We start from the raw sequence: 25,458 nt of genomic DNA on the forward strand, positions 1-25,458 counted from the left end.
TTCTAGTCACTCATAATATGATATGAAAGCGTTTTATAGGAGAAGGGAGTTAGGTTACATGAACATGGGGGTACAGTCAAAAGTTTCTCTCAAAACCGTATTATCATACGGAATGGGGAGTTTTGGAAACAATATTATATATGCATTAACAAGTACATATTTAATGATTTTTTATACGGATAGTGTAGGATTAAATGCTGCAGCCGTAGGAACTTTATTTCTTATTGCTAGGATATGGGATGGGATTGCGGACATTATTATCGGAATGATTGTTGATAATACAGAAACGAGATTTGGTAAGTTTAGGCCCTATCTTTTAATAGGCGGATTTTTTGCAGCTGTTGCTACAGTCGCGTGTTTTATTAGTCCGGATCTTTCTCACACAGGAAAATTAATTTATGCTTATATCACTTATATCGCGTGGGGAACAAGCTTTGCTATCATGGATATTCCTTATTGGTCGCTTTCAGCAACGATTACACAAGATGTAAAAGAACGAAACAAAGTTGTGGCTTTTCCTAGAACCATTGCAGCAGTAGGGTCTTTATTTGCTAGTTTATTAACTCTTCCACTAGCTCATTATTTTGGAAACTGGTTTATGCTTAGTCTTATTTATGCGTGTATCTTAATGATTACAATGATTATTACATTTTCAGGAGTAAAAGAAAACTATACCGTAAAAAGACAGGAAAAGCAGACGCCAAAAGCAGTTTGGAACTTATTTATTCAAAATAAACCGTTGCGCTACCTAATTTTCTCAATGCTTTTAGTTGAAACGATTTTAACAATTCGAACTACGTTTTCTATTTACTATTTTAAATACAATTTAAATGCAGAGAATATCGCGTCTCTTTATTTAACCTTATTTTTTACAGCACAAATTGTAGGAGCGATCGCGTCTCCTTTCATTTCAAATAAATTTGGAAAGAAACGTGCAGCAATAGGGGGAATTGCCCTAAATGCTGTAGCCACTCTTACAATGTTTGCAACGGGTTTCCACGTTATGCCAGTAATGATTTTAAGCTTTTTAGCTTCTTTTGGCGGTGGGGTTAGTAACATTGCTCAAACATCTATGCTCGCTGACTGTGTAGAATACGGCGAATGGAAAACGGGGAACCGAGCAGAAGGAATGGTGTTTTCTACGAATATTTTCAAAACAAAGGTCGCTTCAGCAGTGGGTGGAGCAGTAGGTGGGTACATCCTTTCAGCAGTAGGGTACGTGCCAAATCAAATTCAGTCACACAGCACGCTCATTTGGATTGCTTTAATCTTTACGATTATTCCGGGTATTCTTTGCTTGTTATCACTTGTCCCACTCGTAAAATATGAGTTGACGGAAAAGAGATATTTAGAGATTTTACAGGATATGAAAAAACGCTCAAGCCGCATAAAAGAAAAACCGGCTATGAAAGTGTCTAGCTAATTCAAATCAACACAAGCATTGTACACAAAAATTACAAGAAAAAAAGACTGCATTTTCTCAGCTCCTCTTGCTATGATGTCAGGTAGACAGATATCAATGTAAAGAGGAGTTTTGTTTATGTTTATTAATTTTTCAAAAGAAGACAAAGATAAAATGCTGAATGAAATTCAAACGTTTTTTTATAACGAACGAGATGAAGAAATCAGTGAATTTGCAGCGGAAAATGTATTGGAGTTTATTAAAGAACATATAGGTCCTCATTTTTATAACCAAGCCATTAAAGATGCGGAAGATATTATGAACCAGGTCATGCTTTCTGCAGAAGAAAATTTACATGCATTAAAAAAACCAATCGAAAAGTAGTTCGAAAAAGAAAATATGAAATAGGAAAAAGCGTTTTATGTACAAAAACATAAAGCGCTTTTGTTTGTTTATGAAACAAATTATTTGTTCGCCCAAGTGATATATGATACATTCGTTTTAAGATAATATTAACGTTAACGTAAAGGTTATATTTAAAGTGTTTTGATTTAACTCGATGAGGGCATAACTTCAGCAAGCAGGGACATAATGAGGTAATTATATGAGGAAAGAAGGGACTACACATGAGCAACATTACGAAAGGTCAGCTAACAAAATCTATTGTGAAAGCAAATGAAAATCGTTTAACGGATAATAGTGATTTTGATATCTATCAAGAGCTGGAAAATGTGCTTCAAGGAGTCGGCTTATCAGCAAAAGACAGCGGAGGAAACATTACATTTTACGGAGAAGATCCGATTGTTCCTAGTACGCTGCGACTTGCCTCAGCAGCAGCTATTGCACTGGTTGCTAAGTCAGTAGCTGTCTCAAAAATTTGGAGAATACGCGGAGGAAAAGGTCAAGATATTCATATGGATTTACGAAAAGCGATCCGAAGATTATCACCTTTTTACGATAAAAAATGGGAAAAGCTTAATGGGTATGCCCCGAGTAAAGCAAATGATCCTTATAATCCATTAGGCTTTCGCTTTTATCAAACAAAAGACGGCAAATGGGTAATGCCGCTGAATCCGTATCCACGCTCTAAGCATGAAACGCTCAAGCTATTAAATTGTATAGAAGACTCTGATGCAGTGGCAAAAGCGATTCGCGGATGGAATGCAGAAGAATTGGAAAAAGCTGCAGCGGAGCGAGGAGTGATCATGCCTGTTGTGCGGACAATTGAAGAGTTTATGAATGAGTCCGTGTATGAAGAAGTAGCGCAGCTTCCTTTGATTGAAATTGAAAAGATTGGAGAAAGTGAGCGAATTCCTTTTTCCAAGAATCCTAAAACGCCGCTAGATGGTATTCGAGCATTAGGGCTTGGTCACGTTATTGCAGGAGCAGGATTCGGTAGAGCTCTCGCTTTACACGGTGCGGACGTCTTAAATATTTGGAAGCCAATGGATTGGGAGCATGATACGATTTACGCTACGTCTAATGTCGGTATGCGCTCTTCAACGCTGGATATCGGTGAAAAAGAAGGAAAAGAAAAAATGGTTGAACTTCTACAAGGAGCAGATATCTTTTTTGCGAACCGTCGCTACGGATTCCTAGAGAGATACGGTCTAACAGCTGAAGAGTGTGCAAAATTAAAACCTGGAATCATCCACTGCACCGTTAACCTGCACGGAACGCAAGGAGATTGGGCAAAAAGAAATGGATTTGACCAAACAGCGGGAAGCGTAACGGGAGTCATGGCGTTAGAAGGATCGCCAGAAAATCCCAAGCTGCCTCCTATTGTAGTGGTAAATGATTATGCGGTTTCTTGGCTGCTTGAAGTTGGTGCTTTAATGGCACTAGAAAGAAGAGCAAAAGAAGGAGGCAGCTACCGCGTGCGTGTATCATTAGATCGCGTATCTTTATGGATTTTATCAATGGGCATCTATGATAAAACATATGCTCATCAAACAGCTGGTTCGTCAGAGAAGCATGAGTACATTGCACCGGATCTCTTTACAGCCCAAACACCTTTAGGATTGTACCAAGGGCTTACAGAACAAATCGAAATGTCGGAAACTCCAGGGGAATATAAGACGGTTCTCGTTCCTCGAGGTTCTTCACGCCCAGAGTGGTTGTGATAACAAGAGGCTGAGACAAAATTATTTTAGTGGAAAGAAAATCCGAACGATGAATCGAGATTCTTGATAAAGGATCCAACTCGTTCGGATTTTTTTGTTATTGTGATGAACGTAGGTTTCGTTTATGTGGGTAGATGCTTCTAGCGCTTGCACGGAAATCAACAGCGGTGTCACAAGCGGTTCAGCTCATGTATCCAATTTGTTTGTCTTTAGATTGAATTAATTTCGCTATGTCTTAATCTCGGTTTTTGGGGGTCAAATTTAAAATGAAAAATAAGAAAAAATATTTGAATAATTATATGATTTCTTATATAATAGCGAAAAGGATGAGGAGTTGACTTGTAATGGAAAACTATACGTCCCGCAAAATGACACGAGAAGAAGTAAAAGTATCAGACGCGACAGTAGCTCAACTAGTGCTAAACAAATCTCTTCGTGACTTTAAAAAAGCACAGCTTTTACTGCAAATCGATCAGTCTTTAGAAAAAAGAGATAAAGAAACTTTTTTACGTTTAACTGAAGAGTTAAAAGAAGTTTGTTAAATAACCTACTAACATAAACAATCAGCCTTTGCTTCTAGTGAGCAAAGGCTTTTCATATGGAAAAAAACGGATAAATGTTTTGTTTTTTCTGAAAGCGGTAAAAGTATAGTATGGATGATAAAGCAAAAATCAAGAAGTCTCTTACTTTATTATTTTTTGCTTTATCATCTACAGCATCTAGATGGTAATACATCATGAAAGAACAAAAAGAGAGAGGGTTCTTGATATGTATAACAAAATCTTAGTCGCCTTTGATGGTTCCGCACCTTCTATTCGTGCTCTTCAACATGCAAGTAAACTAGCTGAAAGCGTAAATGCTAATAAGCTGACAATTGTACATATTAAGGAAAGAATTCACTTGCAGCAGCCTGTTTTTAGCGTTGACTTGGACGCACTGATAGAAGAAGAAAACCGCGATATTTTATCTGAAGCTCACAATCATTTAACTCAATCAGGTATTCCATATGAGGCATACGGTGTAGAAGGCACTGCTTCAAAGAAAATTATTGAATACGCACGTGACAATCAACAAGACGTCATTGTAATAGGAAGCCGAGGAAAGGGCTTTGTTAAAGAGACCTTTCTAGGAAGTGTAAGTCACGAAGTTGCTCAATCCGCAGAATGTCCTGTTATTATTGTTAAATAAAAAGAGGCTGGGGTAAAAGTAGTTTAGTTAAAGAAAAATCCGAACGATGAATCGAGATTCTTGATGAAGAATCCAACTCGTTTGGATTTTTTTATTGGTATGGTGAACGTAGGTTTCATGTATATAGTTGCTTCTAGCAGTTGATTGGAGGGTAAGACGAAGACTCCTGCGGGGAAAGCGGAACAGGTGAGACCCCGCAGGAGCGTAAGCAACGAGGAGGCTCAGCGGCCGCCCGCGGAAAGCGAAGTCTTGCACGGAAATCAACTGCGGTGTGACCAGTAATTTATACTAGCTCCCTTATCCAATTCGTTCGTCTTTAGATTAGAGTGATTTTGTTATGTCTCAATCTCTTTTTGCTTTTGGATTATGTATTGCTGCACGCTTCGTAAGTTCGAAATTTGCTGTATGATAAACTTACTTCATACGCTAAGCTGTCAGATACCCGTGGTAAAATGTCAAAGAATAATCGTTATTTAATTAGGTATGTTTTATTCTGCACAGTTTCTTCATTTATTACTTTTATAATGAAAGCAAGGGATGTGAATAAATGAATCGTATTTCTATTAAGCTTGGACTCTTGTTTTTAATGTTCATTTTACTAATTGAAGCCGCTCTCTTTTTCTATTTATATAGCGGTCTTGCCAATACACGAATTTCAGAGGAGCTGCAAAGCTTGCGTTTAAGAGGAAACAGTCACCGGGAAGTATTAGAGAAGCATCATGATTCTGCTACGCTTAACCATGTTGCACTGATGGAATCAGAAGCAGAAACTGATGTTATCATAACGGATAAAACAGGAAAAATTATCAGTTCGTCTAGGCCTTTAATTCAAGGTGCAAGAAAAGCAGTAGAGAAATGGAAAGGAAAGTCTCTTACATATAAAGGTGAAATTATGCAAGGCGACTGGAAAAGCAAACCTTATATCGCCACGGCATCACCTATTAAAGAAGGCCATCAACAGTTCGGAACGGTTTATATGTTCAAAAACACAAAGGATATTCACGAAATGATTGCGAGACTACAGCATCATTTTTACGTAGCGGGAGCTGTGTCCGTTTTATTTTCCATTGTGACTATTTTTGCTCTGTCTAAATTTATAACCGCTCCTTTAATCAAAATGAAAAAAGCAACTGAGAAGCTGAGTCAAGGAGATTTGTCTGTGAAACTTGGCGCTCATTCAAGAGATGAACTCGGACAATTAGGAATGTCCATTCAGTCGTTAGCGAATGAGCTGCAGCGGTTACGAAAAGAGCGAAATGAATTTTTAAGCAGCATTTCACATGAACTTCAAACGCCTTTGATGTATTTAAAGGGCTATGCAGACGTAGCAAGAAGGCCTTCTAATACACCGCAAGAACGTGATAAGTATCTTGCTATTGTGGAAGAAGAAGCAGGAAGAATTTCACAGTTAGTCAAAGATTTGTTTCAGCTGGCGCAGCTGGATCAGCATACATTTTTTATTCAAAAACAAAAAGTAGAGCTAGCTACGTATTTGCACACCGTATGCGCGCATTTTCATTTAGCTTTAAAAGAAAAGGAGATGGAGCTGGAGATAAGCTGCCCTCAAGGTCTTTACGTTTCACTAGATCCTGAAAGATTTCAGCAAGTGATTATCAATTTACTTGATAACGCAATGAACTATTCAAAAGAAGAGACCAAAATTGATTTAAGTGTAAAAAAATCAGCTGAATCATTGACAATAACTCTTAAAGATCAAGGAATAGGCATTCCAGAAAAAGATCTACCTTACGTATTTGACAAGCTGTATCGAGTGGAAAAATCCCGCTCGAGAAAAAGCGGAGGCTACGGATTAGGTTTATCAATTGTAAAGGAGATTGTAGAAGCTCATGGAGGAGAAATAACAATCACAAGCGAGACGGGAAAAGGTACGACTGTAGAGATTGTATTAAGAGAGGATGGATAGGATGGCAACTATTTTATTAGTAGATGATGAAGCAAGGATGCTGGATTTACTAGAACTTTATCTGCTGCCCAATGGATTTACATGTATAAAATTTGAAAAAGGCACAGAAGCACTGCGCTATCTTTATGAAGGTAACAAAGCAGATTTGATGTTATTAGATATTATGATGCCAAGCGAAGATGGGTGGGAGACTTGTCAAAAAGTAAGAAAAATGTCTGATCTACCGGTCATTATGCTCACAGCCCGCAGCCAAACGTTAGATGTAGTAAAAGGATTAAATATAGGGGCAGACGACTATATTACCAAACCGTTTAGCGAAGAAGAATTGGTTGCACGTATCAGCGCGGTTCTTAGACGCTCCTCAAAAGAAAAGAATGAAATCACCTATAAAGGGTTAGTATGGAGCAAGGAAAATCACGTATTACAATATAAAGATCAGCAGATTCAAGTAACGCCTAAAGAGTTTGAATTGGTGGGGTTACTTCTTCAGCATTTAAATCGTGTGTTCAGCCGAGACGACTTGCTTGTGTTAGTGTGGGGATATGAGGCGGAGATTGGAGACCGTACTATTGACTCCCATGTGCGAAATGTTCGGGATAAGCTTAGAAAAGCGGGCTTTCCCGTAGACGAATACTTGCAAACCGTATGGGGAATAGGCTATAAGTGGGTTGATGTTAGTTGAAAATGATATGAGCATAGCTATCGAAATTGGTGGAAAGATAAAGTAAGCGACCTTTTCCCTTTACATAGGGTAGGGGGGTACAGTATGATGGAGTCATGAAGGGAGGATGTTAGATGGTCGAAGCGAATCACATGAACAGTGAAGAAAAATGTTGTACGATAAATAGTGAAAGAAAAAGTCACCATTCTCCAGAAGTGAAAAAAAATCTAACGAGCCGATTAAATCGAATTGAAGGACAAATTCGAGGAATTAAAGGATTAATTGAAAAAGATACGTATTGTGACGACGTGATTACTCAAATCGCAGCTGCGCAGTCTGCTTTAAATAGTGTAAGTAAAATTTTGCTTGAAGGTCACTTGAAGCATTGCATTGTAGAACGTGTGCAAGCTGGTGATGAAGAAGTAGTGGATGAATTATTAACAACCATTAAACGATTAATGAAATAAAGGAGATGCTAGAAATGGAAAACGTAACATTATCAGTACAAGGAATGTCTTGCGGTCATTGTGTCAAAGCTGTTGAAGGCGGCGTAGGCGAACTTAATGGCGTTAAAAGCGTAGAAGTAAGCTTAGAAGATGCAAAAGTAACGGTTGCATTTGATCCAAGTCAAGTAACGGTCGAAGATATTAAAGAAGCTATTGATGACCAAGGTTATGAAGTAGCATAAACAGCATCGCGTGCGAATACCTTCGCACGCTTGATTTAAGAGAAAAATATACCCCTTGTAGGTATATAACAGGAGGCGAAACGCGGTGAGTGATAAACAAAAAGAAGCCACCTTGCAAGTTACGGGTATGACATGCGCAGCGTGTTCTAACCGGATTGAAAAAGGGTTAAAAAAAATAGAAGGTGTAAAAGAAGCAAACGTGAATTTGGCTTTGGAAAGATCTACTATCATATTTGATCCGTCTAAAACAAGTCCACAGGCCTTTGAAGAAAAAATCGAAAAGCTTGGGTACGGAGTTGTAAGTGAAAAAGCCGAATTTGCTATTACGGGCATGACGTGCGCCGCTTGTTCGACTCGTATTGAAAAAGGGTTAAACAAATTAGAAGGCGTGACAAAGGCAAGTGTTAACCTTGCTTTAGAAACGGCTTCTGTTGAATACAGCCCTTCTCAAATAGATCCGCAAGACATAACGCAGCGAGTTGAAAAGCTTGGATACGGAGCCAAGCTAAAGTCAGAAGAAAAAGAAGAAGAGCAAAGCTACAGAGAAAAAGAACTGAGTAAACAAAAAGGAAAGTTTTGGTTTTCATTTATTTTAAGCGTACTGTTATTATGGGCAATGGTTAGTCATTTTACGTTTACGTCGTTTATTCCTTTGCCTCATATGCTGATGAATCCATGGGTTCAGCTCGCTTTAGCTACGCCTGTTCAATTCGTCGTAGGGAAGCAATTTTATATAGGTGCATTTAAAGCTCTTCGTAACAAAAGTGCCAACATGGATGTTTTAGTAGCACTAGGTACAAGCGCAGCTTATTTCTATAGTTTATACTCTTCTCTTAAATCGCTTGGCTCATCTGCTCATACTACTCAGCTTTACTATGAAACGAGTGCTATATTAATTACGCTGATTCTTTTAGGGAAATTATTTGAAGCCAATGCCAAAGGCCGTTCTTCAGAAGCAATTAAAAAGATGATGGGTTTACAAGCTAAAACGGCCGTTGTAGTAAGAGACGGAGCGGAAATTGAAATTCCAGTGGAAGAAGTGCAAAAAGGCGAAGTTATTTTTATTAAACCCGGTGAAAAAGTACCTGTAGACGGAGAGATTATTGAAGGACAATCGGCTTTAGATGAGTCCATGCTGACAGGGGAAAGCGTACCGGTAGATAAAAGCATTGGAGATAAAGTAATTGGAGCCACACTCAATAAAAATGGTTTTCTAAAAATAAAAGCTACAAACGTTGGAAAAGAGACGGCGCTTGCGCAAATTATTAAAGTAGTAGAAGAAGCGCAGGGGTCTAAAGCCCCTATTCAGAGATTAGCTGATTATATTTCAGGTATATTCGTGCCAATTGTGGTTGGAATTGCTCTTCTTACGTTCTTTGTCTGGTACATTTGGATTGTGCCTGGCGAATTTGCACCGGCTTTAGAAAAGCTTATCGCCGTATTAGTGATCGCATGTCCATGCGCATTAGGTTTAGCTACTCCAACTTCCATTATGGCGGGGTCGGGCCGCGCAGCAGAATTTGGTATTTTGTTTAAAGGCGGCGAGCATTTAGAAGCGACGCATAAAATCGATACGATTCTTTTAGATAAAACGGGAACTGTTACAAATGGAACGCCTGAGCTAACCGATGTACGTATTGCACAGGGCTACGAAGAAAATGAGCTATTACAGTTAGTTGCATCAGCTGAGCGTTTATCGGAGCATCCTCTAGCTCAAGCACTCGTAGCAGGTATAAAAAATAAAGGTATAGAAATTCAAGATCCGTTATCTTTTGAAGCGATTCCAGGGCATGGAGTAAGGGCAACTGTACAAGAACGAGAGCTGTTAGTAGGAACAAGAAAGCTTATGAACCAACATAAAGTGAATATTGATGCAGCTTTAGAAGAAATGACAAATTTAGAACGAGAAGGAAAAACGGCCATGCTCGTTGCTCTTGACGGAAAATATGCCGGCATGCTTGCTGTTGCAGACACTATTAAAGAGACTTCTAAAGAAGCAGTTTCTAGGTTAAAAGAGATGGGCTTAGAAGTGATGATGATTACCGGAGATAATCGTCAAACAGCTCAGGCTATTGCGGTGCAAGCGGATATTGAGCACGTTATAGCAGAAGTGTTGCCAGAAGGCAAAGCAGAAGAAGTGAAAAAGCTTCAGCAGCAAGGTAAAAAAGTCGCAATGGTAGGAGACGGTATTAACGATGCTCCTGCACTTGCGTTAGCTGATATTGGAATGGCCATCGGAACAGGAACGGATGTAGCAATGGAAGCCGCTGATATTACGCTGATGCGAGGAGACTTGATGAGCATTGCAGATGCGATTGAAATGAGTAGAAAAACGATTTCTAATATCAAGCAAAATCTATTCTGGGCGATGGGTTATAACACGCTCGGTATTCCAATTGCAGCAGTTGGGCTGTTAGCTCCTTGGGTTGCTGGTGCCGCGATGGCTTTTAGTTCCGTATCGGTTGTATTAAATGCACTGCGATTGCAGAGAGTGAGGCTATAAGATATGAAAAAGTGGATCATCTCAGCTATTTTGTACGTGCTTGCCGTTATAGCAGTATATGCTGTGTGGGAAATATAAACTAAAAAATATTGGAGTCATCGAGCCACTCTCGGTGAAAGTGATCCAAAAGCAAAGCTGCTAAAGAATATTCTTTAGCAGCTTTGTCAGGTGCAAGGAATTTTTTTGATTCAATTCATACCCTTTAAGATGAAGGTCTTCTGGATGCTTTTGCTGAGCAATTAACACATCACGTCCATCATCCATAATCCAAATGAAATAATGACGGCTAGAACCATCTCCATAGGTAATGGTCATTTTGCAATCGATGCTCCCAGCAGATTCTTCATCTAAGAGAAGTTTCATGCGCTCAGCCTTTTTTATACTATTGGTGAATGTATTCATATCTTGTTCATCGATAAACGTTTTGAGTGTTTTCATTTTAATGGACGTTACTTCTATCTTTTGTACGCTAGGTGAGAGCGTGGACTGTGCGGAAGCAAAGGGGGCTCCCATCACCAAGCTAACTACAAGTAAGAGTGAGGATAGAGCAAAGCGTATTTTTAGCATGTTTCTTTCCTCCTTTTATTTTTATACTTTTTCCTAGTGGTAAGTGTTTCATACGAAGGCCTTTTTTAGGCACAGGAAATTTTCGTACCTAATTACCTTCATCTTCACAAAATCTGCACAAAGTCTGGCTACAATAAAGAAAAGAAGAAGAGTATGCAAAGATAAGTTGTTTCTAAGGATTAAAGGATTTTTATTTTAAAATTTATTAGGTGGAAAAGAGGGACTGTCATGAAAAAACAGCTATTTATTCTTGGTGCATCTGTCATTATTGGACTAAGCGGATGCGGAAACGATTCTAGTCACGAAAAGCCTTCAGCTGACAAAAATGAATCCATGCACGATCACTCAGAGATGAATCACTCTAGTTCAGGAGAGGTTCCAAAAGGATTAAAGCAAGCTGAAAATCCAACATATAAAGTTGGAGATAAAGCCATTATGAAAGCTGATCATATGAAAGGCATGAACGGGGCTGAAGCAACGATTGTTGGTGCTTACGATACTACGGCCTATACCGTTTCGTATAAGCCAAAGACTGGCGGGGAAAAAGTAAAAAATCATAAGTGGGTTATTCAAGAAGAAATAAAAGATGCGGGTAACGAGCAGTTAAAGCCAGGCAGCGAAGTGACGCTTGAAGCAGATCATATGAAAGGTATGAAAGGGGCAAAAGCAACGATTGATTCAGCCGAAAAAACAACGGTATATATGGTAGACTACACGCCGACTACAGGCGGAGAGAAAGTGAAAAATCATAAGTGGGTAACGGAAGATGAGCTTTCAGCAAAATAGACTGTTAGCGAGAAAAAAGGCTGGACAGAAGTATTTTTGGTGAAAGAAGATCCGAACAATGAATCAAGATTCTTGATTGAGAATCTCGATTCATCGTTCGGATTTTTTATGGGTAGGGTGAGCGTAGGTTTTATGTAGTGTCTTCTAGCTGCGGTATTAAGTAGAATGCTACGGTAATAAAACGAACAAACTACTGATGAAAGGAGCTAGCTATGAGTGAACATACAGTAAAGCGAACAGGACGCACACGATGGTTCATTTCATCTTTGTTAAGCAGTATGATTATTTTAAACTATTTTGATCGTGTAGCGGTGTCAGTGGCCGCTCCTGCAATACAAGATGCATTTCACTTAACGGGAACAGAGCTTGGAATTGTCTTTTCTATTTATACGTATTCTTATACGATCATGCAAATACCTGCGGGAAGCTTGCTTGATCGGTTCGGAGTAGCATGGGTGACAAGAGTCGGTATGGTGATTTGGAGTTTATTAACGATGTCGATGGCCTTTTTGCAAGGAAAACTTCTTCTCTATATTGTCCGATTTTTAATAGGAATAATGAGTGCTTCTGCATTTCCGGCAGCATCAAAAGCTACGTCGCTATGGTTTCCTCCAAATGAAAGAAGCTTACCAAATTCTTTGTTTGATTCAGCGGCCAAATTTTCGAATGTACTTGGCGCGCCTCTTGTAGCGTTTCTCATCACCAAATTTGATTGGCGCACAGCATTCTTATCTATTGGAATTATAAACGTGCTGTTTACGCTGCTGTTTTGGTTTTATTACGAAAAGCCAGAAAAGCATAGACGCATATCAGATGATGAGCTGAAGTATATTCAAGAAAATAATTTAAATGCAAACGATGAGCAAACATCAAAATTTTTACATACCTTGAAAGTATTATTTACGAATCGAAAAGTTTGGGGGCTAATGATTGGGTTTACAGGCTATGGATATACGTTTAATTTACTGTTAACGTGGCTGCCAACTTTTTTAAAAGAAAAATACGGTATGGATATCATGTCATCGGGCCTGCTTACGGCAGTACCTTGGCTAATTGCTACATTTGCTGGCATTTTAGTAGGCGGGTGGCTTGTTGATTACCTCATAAAAAAAGGTTATGACAGTCAAAAAGTATATCGCACCATCATTGTTATAGGATTATGCTTAGGGTTTGTTTTTTTAGGCTCTATTTTCACTAATAGTGTCGTCTTAGCGATGATTTGTATCTCGATTGGACTGGCAGGTATATCTGCAACCGCACCAATCGGCTGGTCTATTTCTGCAGAAATTGCACCTGCAGGCTCTATTTCCCTTCTTAGTTCTATTGTTAATTTAGCTAATAATTTGTTTGGAGGAATTATAGCTACAGCTTTAACAGGGTACCTTTTAGATAAAACAGGTTCTTTTAACCTAAGCTTTATGGTAGCGGGAATTGTATTGTTGCTAGGCTTAATTTTTTATATTTATGTGCTAGGAGATATTAAACAAATTAAAATTCCAAAAAATTAACGTACGAAGTAAAACCCCATGACTCGTTATGGGGTTTTACTTTTGATTATAAATAACGACCTTGCTTGTGCGTTTAGCGATGTGAGAAACGCTATTAAGAAGGGAAATAAGGTAAATTTGTTTGTTTAAAACATATGATAGAGACTTATTTTAAAACAGAATTGTTAGTATAGCATGTTCTTAAAAAGGTTAAGATGGTTTTTATGAAGAAACCTTGTGTCTAGTTTTGTTATTTCAGCAGAAGTAGATACGAACCGCACTATAAAAAAATAGAAAGGCAGAGGAACATGAATCATAAAGAAAGTGAAAGCAATACTGAGTTAAATCAAAGTCATTTGTTAAAGGAGCCTCAGCGCATAGAATTATCTAAGTATCAAATTTTAAAGGCACTAATACCTGTTATTATACTTGGGCTTGTCGTTTTAGTGGCCGTATTACAAAATGATGGTCTTCTTAATTGGATTTAGGCATGTAAAAGGAGCTTATAACGTACAACAGACGTCGCAATCAGTAGAAATAATGGATTGCAACTTAGGCATGCAACAAAAAAACTGCATAGAGTGTAATTCAAATCGCTTGGATACAGTAGAGGGAAAGAGGGAGATATATGCCAAGAGTAACCGTTTTAGGATACGGCAGTTTTGAAGTGGCAAAAGGAAAAAAGCTTGTCTTGGCACTCGAAGACAACGGTATAAATATTCTTCATCGGTGCGGCGGGAAAGCTAAATGCACGACTTGCAGGGTAGAAGTGCTCGAAGGTGAATATTGTGATTTAACACACGCGGAGAAAAATGCATACTCAGAAAGTTCAATTGAAGATCATTTGCGCTTATCGTGCCAAATTCGTGTAAATGAAGATGTCACCGTTCGGCCAATACTAACGGTAGAAAGCTCAGGACGAGAAGCAGGACCTCGACCCACAGAGTAGTCATGTAATTGCAAAAAGCAGCGTGTGGAATGTTTACATGCTGCTTTTTGTATGTTTACTTAAAAAAATAACAAGAACAGCTAAGGGGAGTAGCAGCTGTTCTTGTTCAAGTAAAATACCTACGGAATGATTCCTTTAAATTTTAGCATTCTGTAAGGCGGGCAGTAAATCACTCAAAAGAGTGATTATAAAGGCTTTTTTCGAACGGTTATCTGCAAATAGATTTAATTGGATTCTTCAATCACATCTCCACTTTTGTAAATATGATACCAGCCTATGGTACCTGATCCCCCTTGATCCATCCAGTCTTTATTTTTTGCTACGAATCTATAGTAAGCTTTATCGTTGTTATCTTTCCGTAAGCGGTCGTCTGTACTGAAGACAATGTTGTCACCGAGTTCTTTTTTACCGAATGCAATAGCCGTGCTGACAGGAAATTGCTTTCTTTCTACCTTGTTCTCATCTAAAGCTGCCCATGTTAAGGGGCCAACAATACCATCTGGAGACAAGCGGTGATCGGTTTGAAATTCTTTTACTACATTTTGCGTTCGCGTACCGAAAATGCCATCAACTGATGTGTTATACTTCACATCCTTTAAGCTTTGCTGTAAGTCTCTTACGTAGCTAGAGTGGGAACCTTTACGAAGCGTAGGCCTCGTTTCTGCTTTAGCTTCAATTTTTTGTGAGTAGGCATCTTTAGCAGCAGCTTCAGTAGTTGGAGTGCTGAATGCTACGCATGTTGTTGCAAGCGTAAGAGTAGAAAGCATGACAAGTGTTTTTTTCGTTAACATGAAATAACCTCCTTGTTTTTAGCAACTATTTGTCGCTTTTCATGAGCTTTATAACTAATTAGTAGCTATAAAGTCAACTTATTATAGCGCAGCCAGTTTTCTATTTGTTTTTATATTCCTATGATTATATAAGATAGTCATAAAAAACTAGTGAAGTAGATAAATCGTTCTATGTTTTCACTATAATTTCATTTTTCTCTGATACAGTACGGAAGGGAAAAAACAGTAGGTTTAAGCGTCTTGTGTACTTGGAGTATGTCTTGCTCTATAACGCTCATAATAAACGAATGAAAAGACTGCAAAGGGAATTTGGATCTCTTTGCAGTCTCTTCATGTTCAAAAGCTCTGCGTTCAACTGATAACCAGAAAGGAAAGTATTTATGTCTACTTTGTATGCTCAGCACATAAGGAACCTTTTTTCGAAAATAAAGTCCAATAAATCATCACGGAAACAAATTTTTCTCTACATATTAGGGATTTGCTGTTTGTGTATAGCGCTCATTGTAACAAACCACAATTATTCTCTTTATAAAAAACCAATAGCTGAGGTAGTGAAGACGAATGTTGTAGAAAAAAACAAATCTGCTGATTTAAATCATAACAAAGATACCGTATACTCTCAGGAAATTGTTGCTAAAATAATGAACGGAAAATATAAAGGAAGGCTTATCCATTTAGAGAATACGTACTCATATTCAGGTGCTTATGATCAAAAGTATACTGTCGGAACAGATCTTTTTGTCTCCTTAGAAAAGAATTCACAGCATGCTCTAAATGGAACAATTGAAGGAGTGAAGCGGGACAAGCAGGTTACCGCTGTCGCTGGTTTATTTATATTAATTTTGCTGGCTATTGGAAGAAAACAAGGTTTTTATTCAATCATTAGCTTATTTATTAATATTGTTCTTTTAATCGGGGCCCTCAATGTATATTTAGCACTAGGAAATGTGAGCTTGCTAGCTGTATGTATGGTAGCTGTCGTTCTTTTTACGGTTATTTCTTTGTTATTAGTAAGCGGTAATAAAGAAAAAACGCATGTAGCGATTATTTCAACTTTAATAGGTACATTTGTTTCTCTTTTAATCGCGTATGGTGTCATGCAACTGACAGATTCTAATGGCCTTCATTATGAAGGAATGGAGTTTGTAACGATTCCTCCTCAAAAAATATTTATGAGTGAGGTATTAATAGGATCTTTAGGAGCTGTTATGGATGTAGCGATTACGATTACTTCTTCTGTCTATGAACTATATGAAAAAAATAAAGAGATCGCGCGCAAAGATTTACTGAAATCAGGCAAAGAAATTGGCGGAGACATCATGGGAGCTATGACGAATATTTTATTTTTTTCATATATAAGCGGAACAATCCCAATGGTTCTTCTTTATTTAAAGAATGGCTCTCCTCTAGGATATACATTTTCGATGAATTTCTCCTTGGAGTTAATCCGTGCTCTTACTGGCAGCATTGGCATTGTTTTAACGATTCCCATTACACTCTATCTTTCGATTCTTTTTATTTTTAGAAAGGGGAACAGAAAGTGAACGTTTTACTATTGCTTGCTCTTATTTTATTTATTCTGATGAGTATTGTGGGCGGAAAAAAAGGAATCCGGTCTTTCCTTGCGCTGTTCTTGAATTTTGGCGTTATTTTTCTCACCATTCTCTTTATGCTGTCTATAAAAAATACGATTGTTGTTACGTTGATCGCTTGTACAATCATTAGCTGCATTAATTTATTTTATATTAATAAATTCAATCATAAAACGCTTGCTGCGTTTGTTTCAACAATTATTACCTTAGCTGTTTTAGTACTCTTTATTTTTATTATTGAACATCATGCAATGATTCAAGGATTTGGAGAAGAACAGGAAGAAGAAATTAACGCTTTTTCACTTTATGTTGGAATTGACTTTGCTAAAATAGCCATTTGTACAATTATTATGGGTGCCATAGGAGCGATCATTGATATTTCGCTATCTATTTCGTCTTCTATGAATGAATTATTTGTTCATGATCCGTCCGTAACTAAAAAGAATCTCTTCAATTCTGGTTTGAAAATCGGAAGAGATATTTTGGGCACCACAACCAATACACTGTATTTTGCCTTTGTAGGCGGATATTTGACGTTAATTATCTGGTTTAAGAGATTGTCGTATTCGTTTGGAGACATTATCAATTCAAAAACCTTTTGTGCAGAAGTCATTTCTATTTTAAGCGGGGGCATTGGTGTAGCCATTATTATTCCGATTACCTCTTGGATTAGTGCCTCTATTTTCTTACAAAAAAGAGAAAAAGGGAAGCAGTACAAGGAAATAAAGTAGAGAAGCGTATGGACAAATAAAAACAGAAAGTCATAAGAAACTGCCCCTCCAATGGTTAACCATTGGAGGGGCAGTTCAAATTAACCTCGGCCTATTTGTGGGATTTTGAGAGGAAACTAGGTGGAGGATGGGAGTTGTAATAGCATTAAGGATTACAATCTGTTTTTCTTACTGATAGATAATACGAAAAGGCCAAGAAGCAGAATTTACAGGAGAAGCAGCTTTTACAAGGACCGTCTCACCATTAGCTGGAAGCAGATTCTTAAAAGCATAAATTCTACGTTCACCTCTTGGGGATCCACGTCCTCGAGAGGTCTTTTGAGGTATAATATTTCGTTCATTTTTTGGGTCAAGTATCCAGTGTACGTACCAAATCTGACGTAAAAATTGTCTGTTTGTACTTTGTGGACGTTCATCAAATATACAGTGATTCACTTGGCCTGTCCAATATAGATATCGCCCGTTTCCTATATGCCATTCATCTTCTGACCGATATCTGATTCCTACACATTCACCGGGATAGATAATATCAGGGATGTTGTAATGACTTTCTCTTTGACAGCTAGGGTCACTATATTGTGTATAAGGTGTGACTTCTACCTTTTCCAATTGATTTTTTCTAAAATACAAATATTGCTGCGTGACTTGCCCTGTCGTTCGATTTACGGCTCGGTGACTTAGAAGAATACCATTATAGGTCTGTAACTTTGTGTTATCGATGCTTCTTGTAACCGTTAAGGTACCGGCATTTGAGCTTATGACGCCGCCTACTAATCTTCCATTATGAACACAGTACCCGTTTCTGCATGATGCACCGGCATTAGCTCGATATAGAACTCCTACGCATGTCCCACTAGTAATTAGAGTCAATTATATTCACCTCACATTTCAACGTTGTTTATAGAAATAGCTTTCGAAAGTACTCTTCGTTTGAAGTGATTTCTATAGATCATCCGGGCCATATTGATAGGAAGGCTGTGTTTGAATAAAATAGCCATTTCGTACTTGAGCTACCCAGTTTTGAAATATTTCTCTCCATTCAACACGGTTAAAAAACTCATCAAGCGGCTTTGAAGAATCCCATTCAATGATAAAGAACGGAACTACTGATGGATTCCATACGCCTATACTATTGACACCTGCTTCTTTGATAAGAAGTAAAGGCAGGCCTCGTTGGTAACCCATGCTTGGCTCTATTTGTAAAAATGGAGCACCTTCCCATGATGGTGGCGGAGGTGTACCGCCGGGAATATTCGTCATGGTATAATTGGCGAAGACTTGCTGCATATTCACCGCAATCAATCCATAGCTAGAGAGGATCATTCGGCGAACGCTTGTAATCGTTTTATTAGGATATTGCTCCGTATCAGGCAGTGTACGAGGGAAAAGAAGAGCACGTTCAATTTCATCAATTAAACGATTAAGAAATCTTGTTTGAGTAGCATTAAGCATAGAAGGGTGGCTGAGGAATACAGGAATTTTATAAGCTCTGTCGGCTGTATTTTTTAAAGGCATTTTAGGGGCAGCAGAGGGGGATACTTTATCGTCTCTAAGAGAGTAAGGCTTGTCTACATAATATTTACCATCTTGCGGATTATAATAGGAATAATGTTTTTTAATCGTAATCATCCTTTCTTATTTTTCTCTATATTTTATTCAGATAGACAAAATAAGTATGTATGTTTGTCCAAGGACATTAGTAGCATTTTTACGAGAAAACATATCTATATTATCGTATGTTAGATTTGACTTAAATTAGTAGGGGAAAATAATTTCTTAAATCCAATCCTTAAACAACTACTAAATCACTCTTAGTTCACTAAAAAATTGTAAATCAGTTAAAAATCGATTATAGTAATGAAGCATTAATACATAAGCCCATTTATACATCAGCTGAAAGGGAGTAGGAGGTGTTCATTAATGAGTACAAAATCTATAGATAGTATTGAAAAGGCAGCTCAAATCTTAAAATTATTGGGAGATAAAACAAGGCTTTCGATGGTGAAATTAATAGAGAACAATGAATGCTGTGTGTGTGAGTTCGTGGATATCTATCAAGCTAGCCAACCTTCAATTAGTCAGCATTTGCGAAAATTAAGAGATGCTGAGCTTGTGAAGGAAAGAAGAAAAGGGCAATGGGTTTTTTATTCTCTTAATAAAGAAAGCCAGTACTATGAGTTTGTTCTAGGTATACTTGAATCTGTACCAAGTCAGGACGAACGTTTACAAGAGCTAGAAAAACAAGGACTGCGTATTAGTTGTTGTGAATAATTGGAGGTTTAAAAAGTGGCATCAGTTGTACTAGCATCATTGATTTTTTTAGTAACACTAATTTTTGTCATTTGGCAGCCGAAGAATTTGTCAATCGGCTGGTCGGCTTGCGGGGGAGCTATCCTTGCTTTACTGGCAGGCGTTGTTGATTTTCAAGACGTCCTTGAGGTAACCAGCATTGTGTGGAATGCGACTCTTACGTTTATTGCTATTATTATTATTTCTTTAATTTTAGATGAAATTGGTTTCTTTGAATGGGCAGCGCTTCATATGGCTAGAGCTGCAGGAGGGAACGGCGTGCGTATGTTTGTCTACGTGTCTCTTCTTGGAGCCGTTGTAGCAGCGCTATTTGCTAATGACGGAGCAGCTTTGATTTTAACACCCATTGTTTTAGCCATGGTTCGGGCATTAAAGTTCGACGATAAAATGGTTTTTCCGTTTATTATCGCAAGTGGATTTATTGCGGATACAACTTCGCTGCCGCTTGTTGTTAGTAACTTAGTGAATATCGTATCAGCCGACTTCTTTGGCATTAGCTTTTCTGAATTTGCATCACGCATGATTGTTCCAGATTTAGTTTCTCTGTTTGCAAGTATTATGGTCTTGTATCTGTATTTCCGCAAAAGAATTCCTAAGAAATACAATGTAGCAGATTTGCAGAAGCCAGTGGATGCCATCAAAGATGAAAAGATGTTCCGGCTATCTGGAATTGTCTTAGTTTTGCTAGTGCTAGGCTATTTAATTGGAGAATTCTTTAGCGTCCCCGTTTCGATCATCGCAGGTATTATTGCTATTCTGTTTTTGATGATGGCAAAAAAAAGCCGAGCGGTTCATACAAAAAAAGTGCTAAAGGGAGCTCCATGGGCGATTGTCTTTTTCTCTATCGGCATGTATGTCGTTGTATACGGCTTGCGTAATGCTGGTTTAACAGAAATTCTGGCTGATGTGATCCAAGCAACGGCTAGTCATGGACTGTTTGCGGCAACAATTGGCATGGGATTCACTGCCGCTATTCTTTCATCAATTATGAACAATATGCCAACCGTTATGATTGATGCACTAGCAATCGATGCAACACACGCAGCTGGCACAATCAAGGAAGCGCTCGTTTATGCAAACGTCATTGGATCGGATTTAGGTCCGAAAATTACCCCGATTGGTTCTTTAGCAACGCTTTTATGGCTTCATGTTCTCTCAACAAAAGGCGTGAAAATTTCCTGGGGAACGTATCTTAAAACGGGTATTATTTTAACGATTCCGACATTGTTTATTACGCTTGTTGGTTTGTATATTTGGCTATTAATTATTTCATAACATGTCCTAAAAGAGATGTGTTTCAGTCAATAGGATAATCGCTGTTATTAGAAAATTTTAGATGTGTATCGAAGCTGTAGAAAATAATCTACAGCTTTTTTATTGAAAAAGTATAACGGACACTGACACGCTTTTAAAATGGGCTATGTATTTCTCATTGAAACTACTTTTCTCTCCATTCATACTCCAACAGCTCTTTCTATGATAAAATAATAAAACTGACTAAGTTTCACATGGAAATTTGAAATGTAAGGTGATTAAATACATGAAGTTAATTATTGCAGAAAAGCCGGATCAAGGATCGACGCTCGCTTCACAGTTCAAGCCGAAGCGTCACGACGGCTATTTAGAGATTCCACCGAATGAAGTGTTTACAGACGGAGCATATGTAACGTGGGCAGTGGGGCATTTATGTCAGCTTGTGAGCCCGGAAGATTATAAGCCGGAGTGGAAAAAGTGGTCAATTGACACGCTGCCGATGATTCCAGACCGTTTTCAATATGAAGTGACGCGCTCAAAAGCAAAGCAGTTTCAAGTGGTAAAAAAATTGCTTAAAAAGCCGACGGTCACAGAAATTATACATGCGGGAGATGCGGGACGCGAAGGAGAATTAATCGTCCGCAATATCATTCAGCTGTCAGGTGTGCATAAGCCGATGAAACGATTGTGGATTTCTTCGTTAACGCCAAAAGCCATTTATGATGGGTTTCAACAGTTAAAAGACGAAAGCGACACGCGCAACCTTTATTATGAAGCCTATACAAGAGCATGCGCGGATTGGGTCGTTGGGATGAATGCTTCACGCGTGTATAGCATCTTATTGAAAAAGCATGGGATGTCAGATGTTTTTTCAGCAGGGCGCGTGCAGACACCAACGCTTGCTTTAATTGTAAAGCGTGAAAAGGAAATTGATAATTTTAAATCAGAGCCTTTTTGGGAAGTGCTTGCTAAGTTTGATATTGAAGGAAAAAAGTATGAAGGCAAATGGCATCAAGACGGAGAGTCGCGTCTTAAAGAAAAAGAAATGGCGTATAAAATTGCTCAGTTTTGCGAAGGAAAAGACGCACAAGTTCATGAACTCGTAACGGAGCGAAAAGAGTTCCAGCCGCCTTTATTATTTAACTTATCATCACTTCAAGCAACGGCGAATAAAGCGTTTAAGTTTTCACCTAAAAAGACGCTTGATGTGCTGCAAGGGCTGTACCAGAAAGGAATTGTTTCTTATCCACGATCAGACTCAAACTACGTAACAGAAGGCGAAGCGGAAACGTTTCCTGAGATTTTAGAAAAGCTGAGTACTTTTTCTGAATATGAGCATTTATTTCCGCTTCCTTACCCTTCAATTTTAGGAAATAAACGCTACGTAAATGCAAAAAAAGTGAGCGATCACTATGCGATCATTCCAACGGAACAAGTGAAGGACCCTAGCAAACTATCAGGAGACGAACAGAAAATTTATGACTTAGTCGTAAGACGGTTAATTGCGGCACACTACGAAAAAGCGATTTTCGACTACACAACGATTACGACACTTGTGGCAAAGCGAGCAGCTTTTATTTCAAAAGGAAAGCAGCAAATTCAAGAAGGCTGGCGCAAGGTAATTTTTCAAAATGAGAAAGACGACGATGTCATTCTTCCGAATGTTCAAGAAGGCGAAGAAGGTAAAGTTATTAAGGTAGACGTAAAAGAAGGCAAAACACAGCCTCCAAAACGCTACACCGAAGGTCAGTTGATTACATTGATGAAGACAGCAGGTAAGCATTTAGATAATGATGAGCTGGAGAAAATTTTAGCAAAATCAGAAGGGTTAGGGACGGAAGCTACGCGCGCTGGAATCATTACAATGCTTAAAGATCGTAAATATATTGATGTGAAAAAAAACCAAGTGTTTGCGACTGATAAAGGAAAGGTATTGATTGACGCGATTGGAGATAAAATTTTAGCTTCACCAGAAATGACGGCTAAGTGGGAGCAGCGTCTAGCTGAAATTGGAGAAGGAGCAGCATCGGCCGCTACTTTTATGGAACAAACAAAGAAACTTTCAGCTAAAATTATCGAAGACGCTGTCGAAGCAGAAAGCAAGTGGAATTTCAGCGGATACGACACTGAATCCATTCAGCGAAAAGGCAAGGGAAAAGGTAAAAGTTTTTCTTCTAAATCGTTTGGTCCATGTAAGCTTTGCGACGGAAAAGTAGTCGATAAAGGTTCATTTTACGGATGCTCAAACTATGCAAAAACAAAATGCACGTTTACCGTATCAAAAAAGATTTTAGGTAAAACAGTTACTCAAGCTAATTTAAAAAAGCTGTTAAGCGAAGGACAGACAGATTTGATTGAAGGTTTTAAAAAAGGCGACAAGACTTTTAACGCTAAGTTAGAATGGAAAGAAAACAAAGTGCAGTTTTTATTTGAAAAGTAGAGGGATAAAAAGCGCTTGCTAAAGATAAAGAGCAGGCGCTTTTTGTATGTAAAAACAGGAGTTTTCCAGCCTTTCTAGAATTTCCTACATAGCTTATTTATGTAAAGGATGAGATTAATGAAACGAACGAGTAAAGGGATGATTCCGTTTTGGGATTATATTGGCATTGAAGAAACGCTGCTTGAAAAAGGATATGCAGAGTTGAAAATTACGATTCAACCGCAGCTTCTGCAAGGAAGAGGAACGGTTCATGGAGGCGTTATTGCCACGCTTATCGACGCGGCTGTTGGTTCGGCTGTACGTTCTTCTCTTTCTGAGGAGGAAAGTGCCAGTACAGTTGAGTTAAAAGTAAATTACACAAGGCCGGGTATAGGCGAATATTTAGTTGCAAAGTCTACATTGTCTCACCGCGGCAAAACGCTTGCTGTTGGAGAAGTGAAAATTGAAGACAGCAGCGGCAAGCTTGTTGCGCTTGGCAGTGCAACATATATGATTTTTTCAGCAAAAAAAGCTTAGGATTCTAAGCTTTTTCTGCTGAATTCAGCTGCTGACTAATACATGCAATAATTGTTTTATAGTAAGCTTTGGGATGGGGAGCAAATTCACTTTTATGTGCTGTACGGTGAATTGGCTCTTTTTCATTTGTTATCCCTTCAATGATCAGTTCTGTTTGATTTCCAAGCCACAGTTCGCAAAAGTGAGAAAACGGAGCTTTTACAAGGCCTGATACTTCTTCTTGCTGCAACGTAAACGCACTAAGAGGGTGAGAGCTGTAGTATAAAAATACATGTGCAAATTCTTTATCAACATAGTGCGGCTGAGATACTTCGTATTTAAAGACATCTAAAGGAAGCAATTCATCAAATGAAATGTTGACGCCGAGCTCTTCGTGAATTTCTCTTACACCGTCCTCAGCGGTTTCTGTATGAAGCAAATGTCCGGCAGCTGTGATATCGAGTGCACCGGGGTAATCTTGCTTTTGCTCGCTGCGAATTTGGAAATAAATATAGTCTATATCATTTTCGCGGCTGACAAACCAGCAGTGAAACGCTTCGTGCCAATAGCCTTTTTCATGAACTTCTTTGCGAGACGCTGTTCCTATGCGCTGCTGTTGGTTGTTAAATATGGTTAACACTTCATCGTTCATCATAAGTCCCCCAATTTGTTTCCTACTTCTTTCTACTCTAACCTGCCGTGAAAGGTATGTAAATAATGGAAGATGAAAATCTGCTTTGATACATACAAATATGCACAAAATAAAAGATACATCAATTTTAGTAAAGAAGGTGCATGCGTTGAATCATTGGATGGAAGTAGTACTTCGTTCGGTGCTGATTTTACTTGGCTTGTTTTTTATTACAAAGCTGTTAGGAAAAAAACAGTTATCCAAACTTTCTTTTTTTGAATATATCGTTGGCATTACGATTGGAGATATTGCGGGAACCATTTCAATGGACGTAGATTTACAGGCAAGTCATGGGGTAGTCGCGATTTTAGTGTGGGCATCGTTTCTTATTTTTGTCTCAAACGTATCGTTAAAAAGTATTAGCTTTCGAAAAGCGGTGGAAGGGACGACGACGATCCTCATTAAAGAAGGAAAAATTCTTGAGGAAAATGTAAAAAAAGAAAAATATACCGTAGATGAGCTCATGGAACAGCTTCGGAAAAAAGACATCTTTTATGTGGAAGACGTAGCTTTTGCCATGCTCGAAACAAACGGCGAATTAAGCGTGCTGTTAAAAAAAGAAAAGCAGAACGTTACGCGTGAAGATTTAGTACTGAAAGAAGAACATACAAGATTACCTCAAACGATTATCATGGATGGAAATATAATGAAAGAAGCGGTTCATGAGCTGGGGTATAGCGTAGCGTGGGTTAAAGAACAGCTCAAAGAGAAAGGTGCTGCAGTCGACAAAGTATTTTTAGGGCAAGCAGACTCAGCGGGTCATCTCTATCTTGATTATTATGAAGACTGAGGCTAGGACAAACGTATTTTAGCCCAAGTGAAAAACGAACCACTAATCAACATGTTGAATAGTGGTTCGTTTTTTTGTGATGGTAC

General features: G+C 38.4%; 25 protein-coding genes. 20 read left to right on the forward strand and 5 right to left on the reverse strand.

All coding sequences use genetic code 11. The features are described 5' to 3' along the window. The first annotated feature begins 58 nt into the window (after positions 1–58). The 10 genes from MKX72_RS09650 (at position 59) to MKX72_RS09695 (ending at position 10,489) form a co-directional block, all read left to right on the forward strand. Complete coding sequence (locus MKX72_RS09650; RefSeq protein WP_033578731.1) at positions 59–1,423, forward strand: glycoside-pentoside-hexuronide (GPH):cation symporter; 1,365 nt, start codon at positions 59–61, stop codon at positions 1,421–1,423. Between the two features lie 117 nt (positions 1,424–1,540). Beyond that, positions 1,541–1,786: a DUF2164 domain-containing protein gene (locus MKX72_RS09655; RefSeq protein ID WP_013082790.1), complete on the forward strand. Its 246-nt coding sequence runs from the start codon at positions 1,541–1,543 to the stop codon at positions 1,784–1,786. 242 nt (positions 1,787–2,028) lie between these two features. Continuing rightward, the gene (locus MKX72_RS09660) at positions 2,029–3,525 is read left to right on the forward strand and encodes a CoA transferase (RefSeq protein WP_080754411.1); all 1,497 of its coding nucleotides are present in this window, start codon (positions 2,029–2,031) and stop codon (positions 3,523–3,525) included. 344 nt (positions 3,526–3,869) lie between these two features. Next, a complete protein-coding gene (locus MKX72_RS09665; protein ID WP_033578732.1) occupies positions 3,870–4,067 on the forward strand; it encodes an IDEAL domain-containing protein in 198 nt (65 codons plus the stop codon). Between the two features lie 226 nt (positions 4,068–4,293). After that, complete coding sequence (locus MKX72_RS09670; RefSeq protein ID WP_028413689.1) at positions 4,294–4,713, forward strand: universal stress protein; 420 nt, start codon at positions 4,294–4,296, stop codon at positions 4,711–4,713. A 547-nt stretch (positions 4,714–5,260) separates the two neighbouring features. After that, on the forward strand, positions 5,261–6,637 hold the full coding sequence (locus MKX72_RS09675; protein ID WP_047751142.1) for a sensor histidine kinase: 1,377 nt from the start codon (positions 5,261–5,263) through the stop codon (positions 6,635–6,637). 1 nt (position 6,638) lies between these two features. Next, a complete protein-coding gene (locus MKX72_RS09680; protein ID WP_155008187.1) occupies positions 6,639–7,319 on the forward strand; it encodes a response regulator transcription factor in 681 nt (226 codons plus the stop codon). Positions 7,320–7,432: 113 nt separating this feature from the next. Next, on the forward strand, positions 7,433–7,765 hold the full coding sequence (locus tag MKX72_RS09685; protein ID WP_014460516.1) for a metal-sensitive transcriptional regulator: 333 nt from the start codon (positions 7,433–7,435) through the stop codon (positions 7,763–7,765). A 14-nt stretch (positions 7,766–7,779) separates the two neighbouring features. Continuing rightward, positions 7,780–7,986 (forward strand): copper chaperone CopZ, encoded by a 207-nt coding sequence (gene copZ, locus MKX72_RS09690; RefSeq protein ID WP_033578734.1) that lies wholly within the window; start codon positions 7,780–7,782, stop codon positions 7,984–7,986. An 85-nt stretch (positions 7,987–8,071) separates the two neighbouring features. Continuing rightward, positions 8,072–10,489, forward strand: a complete 2,418-nt coding sequence (locus tag MKX72_RS09695; protein ID WP_155008186.1) for a heavy metal translocating P-type ATPase — start codon at positions 8,072–8,074, stop codon at positions 10,487–10,489. A gap of 138 nt (positions 10,490–10,627) precedes the next feature. On the opposite strand, the gene MKX72_RS09700 is transcribed toward MKX72_RS09695, so the two are convergent. Next, positions 10,628–11,056 carry a hypothetical protein gene (locus MKX72_RS09700; RefSeq protein ID WP_028413685.1) on the reverse strand — a complete coding sequence of 143 codons (429 nt, stop codon included), beginning with the start codon at positions 11,054–11,056 and terminating at the stop codon, positions 10,628–10,630. A gap of 228 nt (positions 11,057–11,284) precedes the next feature. Between MKX72_RS09700 and MKX72_RS09705 the strand changes: the two genes are divergently transcribed. The 3 genes from MKX72_RS09705 to MKX72_RS09715 all read left to right on the forward strand — a co-directional run bounded on the left by MKX72_RS09705 (position 11,285) and on the right by MKX72_RS09715 (position 14,278). Next, entirely contained in the window at positions 11,285–11,842 is a 558-nt protein-coding gene (locus MKX72_RS09705) for a YdhK family protein (protein WP_034264504.1), read from the forward strand. Positions 11,843–12,054: 212 nt separating this feature from the next. Then, positions 12,055–13,350 (forward strand): MFS transporter, encoded by a 1,296-nt coding sequence (locus MKX72_RS09710; RefSeq protein WP_033578738.1) that lies wholly within the window; start codon positions 12,055–12,057, stop codon positions 13,348–13,350. A 607-nt stretch (positions 13,351–13,957) separates the two neighbouring features. Then, positions 13,958–14,278 carry a 2Fe-2S iron-sulfur cluster-binding protein gene (locus tag MKX72_RS09715; RefSeq protein ID WP_048021341.1) on the forward strand — a complete coding sequence of 107 codons (321 nt, stop codon included), beginning with the start codon at positions 13,958–13,960 and terminating at the stop codon, positions 14,276–14,278. A gap of 224 nt (positions 14,279–14,502) precedes the next feature. Here MKX72_RS09715 and MKX72_RS09720 read toward each other — a convergent pair whose 3' ends face one another. Further along, positions 14,503–15,069, reverse strand: a complete 567-nt coding sequence (locus MKX72_RS09720) for a peptidoglycan-binding domain-containing protein (protein ID WP_033578741.1) — start codon at positions 15,067–15,069, stop codon at positions 14,503–14,505. Between the two features lie 551 nt (positions 15,070–15,620). On the opposite strand from MKX72_RS09720, the gene MKX72_RS09725 reads away from it, so the two are divergent. Both MKX72_RS09725 and MKX72_RS09730 read left to right on the forward strand, forming a co-directional pair. Continuing rightward, positions 15,621–16,613, forward strand: a complete 993-nt coding sequence (locus tag MKX72_RS09725; protein ID WP_033579521.1) for a YibE/F family protein — start codon at positions 15,621–15,623, stop codon at positions 16,611–16,613. Further along, entirely contained in the window at positions 16,610–17,392 is a 783-nt protein-coding gene (locus MKX72_RS09730; protein ID WP_028413678.1) for a YibE/F family protein, read from the forward strand. Before MKX72_RS09725 ends, MKX72_RS09730 begins: the two co-directional genes overlap by 4 nt. A gap of 168 nt (positions 17,393–17,560) precedes the next feature. On the opposite strand, the gene MKX72_RS09735 is transcribed toward MKX72_RS09730, so the two are convergent. Both MKX72_RS09735 and MKX72_RS09740 read right to left on the reverse strand, forming a co-directional pair. Continuing rightward, entirely contained in the window at positions 17,561–18,262 is a 702-nt protein-coding gene (locus tag MKX72_RS09735) for a hypothetical protein (protein ID WP_033578742.1), read from the reverse strand. Between the two features lie 72 nt (positions 18,263–18,334). Beyond that, positions 18,335–19,021: a hypothetical protein gene (locus MKX72_RS09740; protein WP_228123048.1), complete on the reverse strand. Its 687-nt coding sequence runs from the start codon at positions 19,019–19,021 to the stop codon at positions 18,335–18,337. A gap of 291 nt (positions 19,022–19,312) precedes the next feature. On the opposite strand from MKX72_RS09740, the gene MKX72_RS09745 reads away from it, so the two are divergent. The 4 genes from MKX72_RS09745 to MKX72_RS09760 all read left to right on the forward strand — a co-directional run bounded on the left by MKX72_RS09745 (position 19,313) and on the right by MKX72_RS09760 (position 23,912). Next, positions 19,313–19,663 carry an ArsR/SmtB family transcription factor gene (locus MKX72_RS09745; protein ID WP_049164181.1) on the forward strand — a complete coding sequence of 117 codons (351 nt, stop codon included), beginning with the start codon at positions 19,313–19,315 and terminating at the stop codon, positions 19,661–19,663. Between the two features lie 15 nt (positions 19,664–19,678). After that, on the forward strand, positions 19,679–20,977 hold the full coding sequence (locus MKX72_RS09750; RefSeq protein ID WP_033578744.1) for an arsenical efflux pump membrane protein ArsB: 1,299 nt from the start codon (positions 19,679–19,681) through the stop codon (positions 20,975–20,977). Positions 20,978–21,242: 265 nt separating this feature from the next. Next, positions 21,243–23,396: a DNA topoisomerase III gene (locus MKX72_RS09755; protein WP_154991437.1), complete on the forward strand. Its 2,154-nt coding sequence runs from the start codon at positions 21,243–21,245 to the stop codon at positions 23,394–23,396. Positions 23,397–23,513: 117 nt separating this feature from the next. Continuing rightward, positions 23,514–23,912, forward strand: coding sequence for a PaaI family thioesterase (locus MKX72_RS09760; protein ID WP_098626762.1), 399 nt, complete (start codon positions 23,514–23,516; stop codon positions 23,910–23,912). Positions 23,913–23,916: 4 nt separating this feature from the next. On the opposite strand, the gene MKX72_RS09765 is transcribed toward MKX72_RS09760, so the two are convergent. Beyond that, entirely contained in the window at positions 23,917–24,546 is a 630-nt protein-coding gene (locus MKX72_RS09765; protein ID WP_033578747.1) for an NUDIX hydrolase, read from the reverse strand. Between the two features lie 136 nt (positions 24,547–24,682). Here MKX72_RS09765 and MKX72_RS09770 point away from each other — a divergent pair, with 136 nt between their 5' ends. After that, positions 24,683–25,372 carry a DUF421 domain-containing protein gene (locus tag MKX72_RS09770; RefSeq protein WP_228123063.1) on the forward strand — a complete coding sequence of 230 codons (690 nt, stop codon included), beginning with the start codon at positions 24,683–24,685 and terminating at the stop codon, positions 25,370–25,372. The last annotated feature ends 86 nt before the right edge of the window (positions 25,373–25,458 follow it).

The sequence above is a fragment of the Priestia sp. FSL R5-0597 genome (assembly GCF_038006305.1).
Lineage (GTDB): Bacteria > Bacillota > Bacilli > Bacillales > Bacillaceae_H > Priestia > Priestia zanthoxyli.

Bases quoted from the DNA above. Each gene is read 5' to 3' on its own strand.
- MKX72_RS09655 (WP_013082790.1), top strand. From the start codon at position 1,541: ATGTTTATTAATTTTTCAAAAGAAGACAAAGATAAAATGCTGAATGAA.
- MKX72_RS09650 (WP_033578731.1), top strand. From the start codon at position 59: ATGAACATGGGGGTACAGTCAAAAGTTTCTCTCAAAACCGTATTATCA.
- MKX72_RS09740 (WP_228123048.1), bottom strand. From the start codon at position 19,021: ATGATTACGATTAAAAAACATTATTCCTATTATAATCCGCAAGATGGT.
- MKX72_RS09700 (WP_028413685.1), bottom strand. From the start codon at position 11,056: ATGCTAAAAATACGCTTTGCTCTATCCTCACTCTTACTTGTAGTTAGC.
- MKX72_RS09765 (WP_033578747.1), bottom strand. From the start codon at position 24,546: ATGATGAACGATGAAGTGTTAACCATATTTAACAACCAACAGCAGCGC.
- MKX72_RS09720 (WP_033578741.1), bottom strand. From the start codon at position 15,069: ATGTTAACGAAAAAAACACTTGTCATGCTTTCTACTCTTACGCTTGCA.
- MKX72_RS09675 (WP_047751142.1), top strand. From the start codon at position 5,261: ATGAATCGTATTTCTATTAAGCTTGGACTCTTGTTTTTAATGTTCATT.
- MKX72_RS09660 (WP_080754411.1), top strand. From the start codon at position 2,029: ATGAGCAACATTACGAAAGGTCAGCTAACAAAATCTATTGTGAAAGCA.
- MKX72_RS09670 (WP_028413689.1), top strand. From the start codon at position 4,294: ATGTATAACAAAATCTTAGTCGCCTTTGATGGTTCCGCACCTTCTATT.
- MKX72_RS09755 (WP_154991437.1), top strand. From the start codon at position 21,243: ATGAAGTTAATTATTGCAGAAAAGCCGGATCAAGGATCGACGCTCGCT.
- MKX72_RS09680 (WP_155008187.1), top strand. From the start codon at position 6,639: ATGGCAACTATTTTATTAGTAGATGATGAAGCAAGGATGCTGGATTTA.
- copZ (WP_033578734.1), top strand. From the start codon at position 7,780: ATGGAAAACGTAACATTATCAGTACAAGGAATGTCTTGCGGTCATTGT.
- MKX72_RS09745 (WP_049164181.1), top strand. From the start codon at position 19,313: ATGAGTACAAAATCTATAGATAGTATTGAAAAGGCAGCTCAAATCTTA.
- MKX72_RS09705 (WP_034264504.1), top strand. From the start codon at position 11,285: ATGAAAAAACAGCTATTTATTCTTGGTGCATCTGTCATTATTGGACTA.
- MKX72_RS09710 (WP_033578738.1), top strand. From the start codon at position 12,055: ATGAGTGAACATACAGTAAAGCGAACAGGACGCACACGATGGTTCATT.
- MKX72_RS09685 (WP_014460516.1), top strand. From the start codon at position 7,433: ATGGTCGAAGCGAATCACATGAACAGTGAAGAAAAATGTTGTACGATA.
- MKX72_RS09665 (WP_033578732.1), top strand. From the start codon at position 3,870: ATGGAAAACTATACGTCCCGCAAAATGACACGAGAAGAAGTAAAAGTA.
- MKX72_RS09760 (WP_098626762.1), top strand. From the start codon at position 23,514: ATGAAACGAACGAGTAAAGGGATGATTCCGTTTTGGGATTATATTGGC.
- MKX72_RS09715 (WP_048021341.1), top strand. From the start codon at position 13,958: ATGCCAAGAGTAACCGTTTTAGGATACGGCAGTTTTGAAGTGGCAAAA.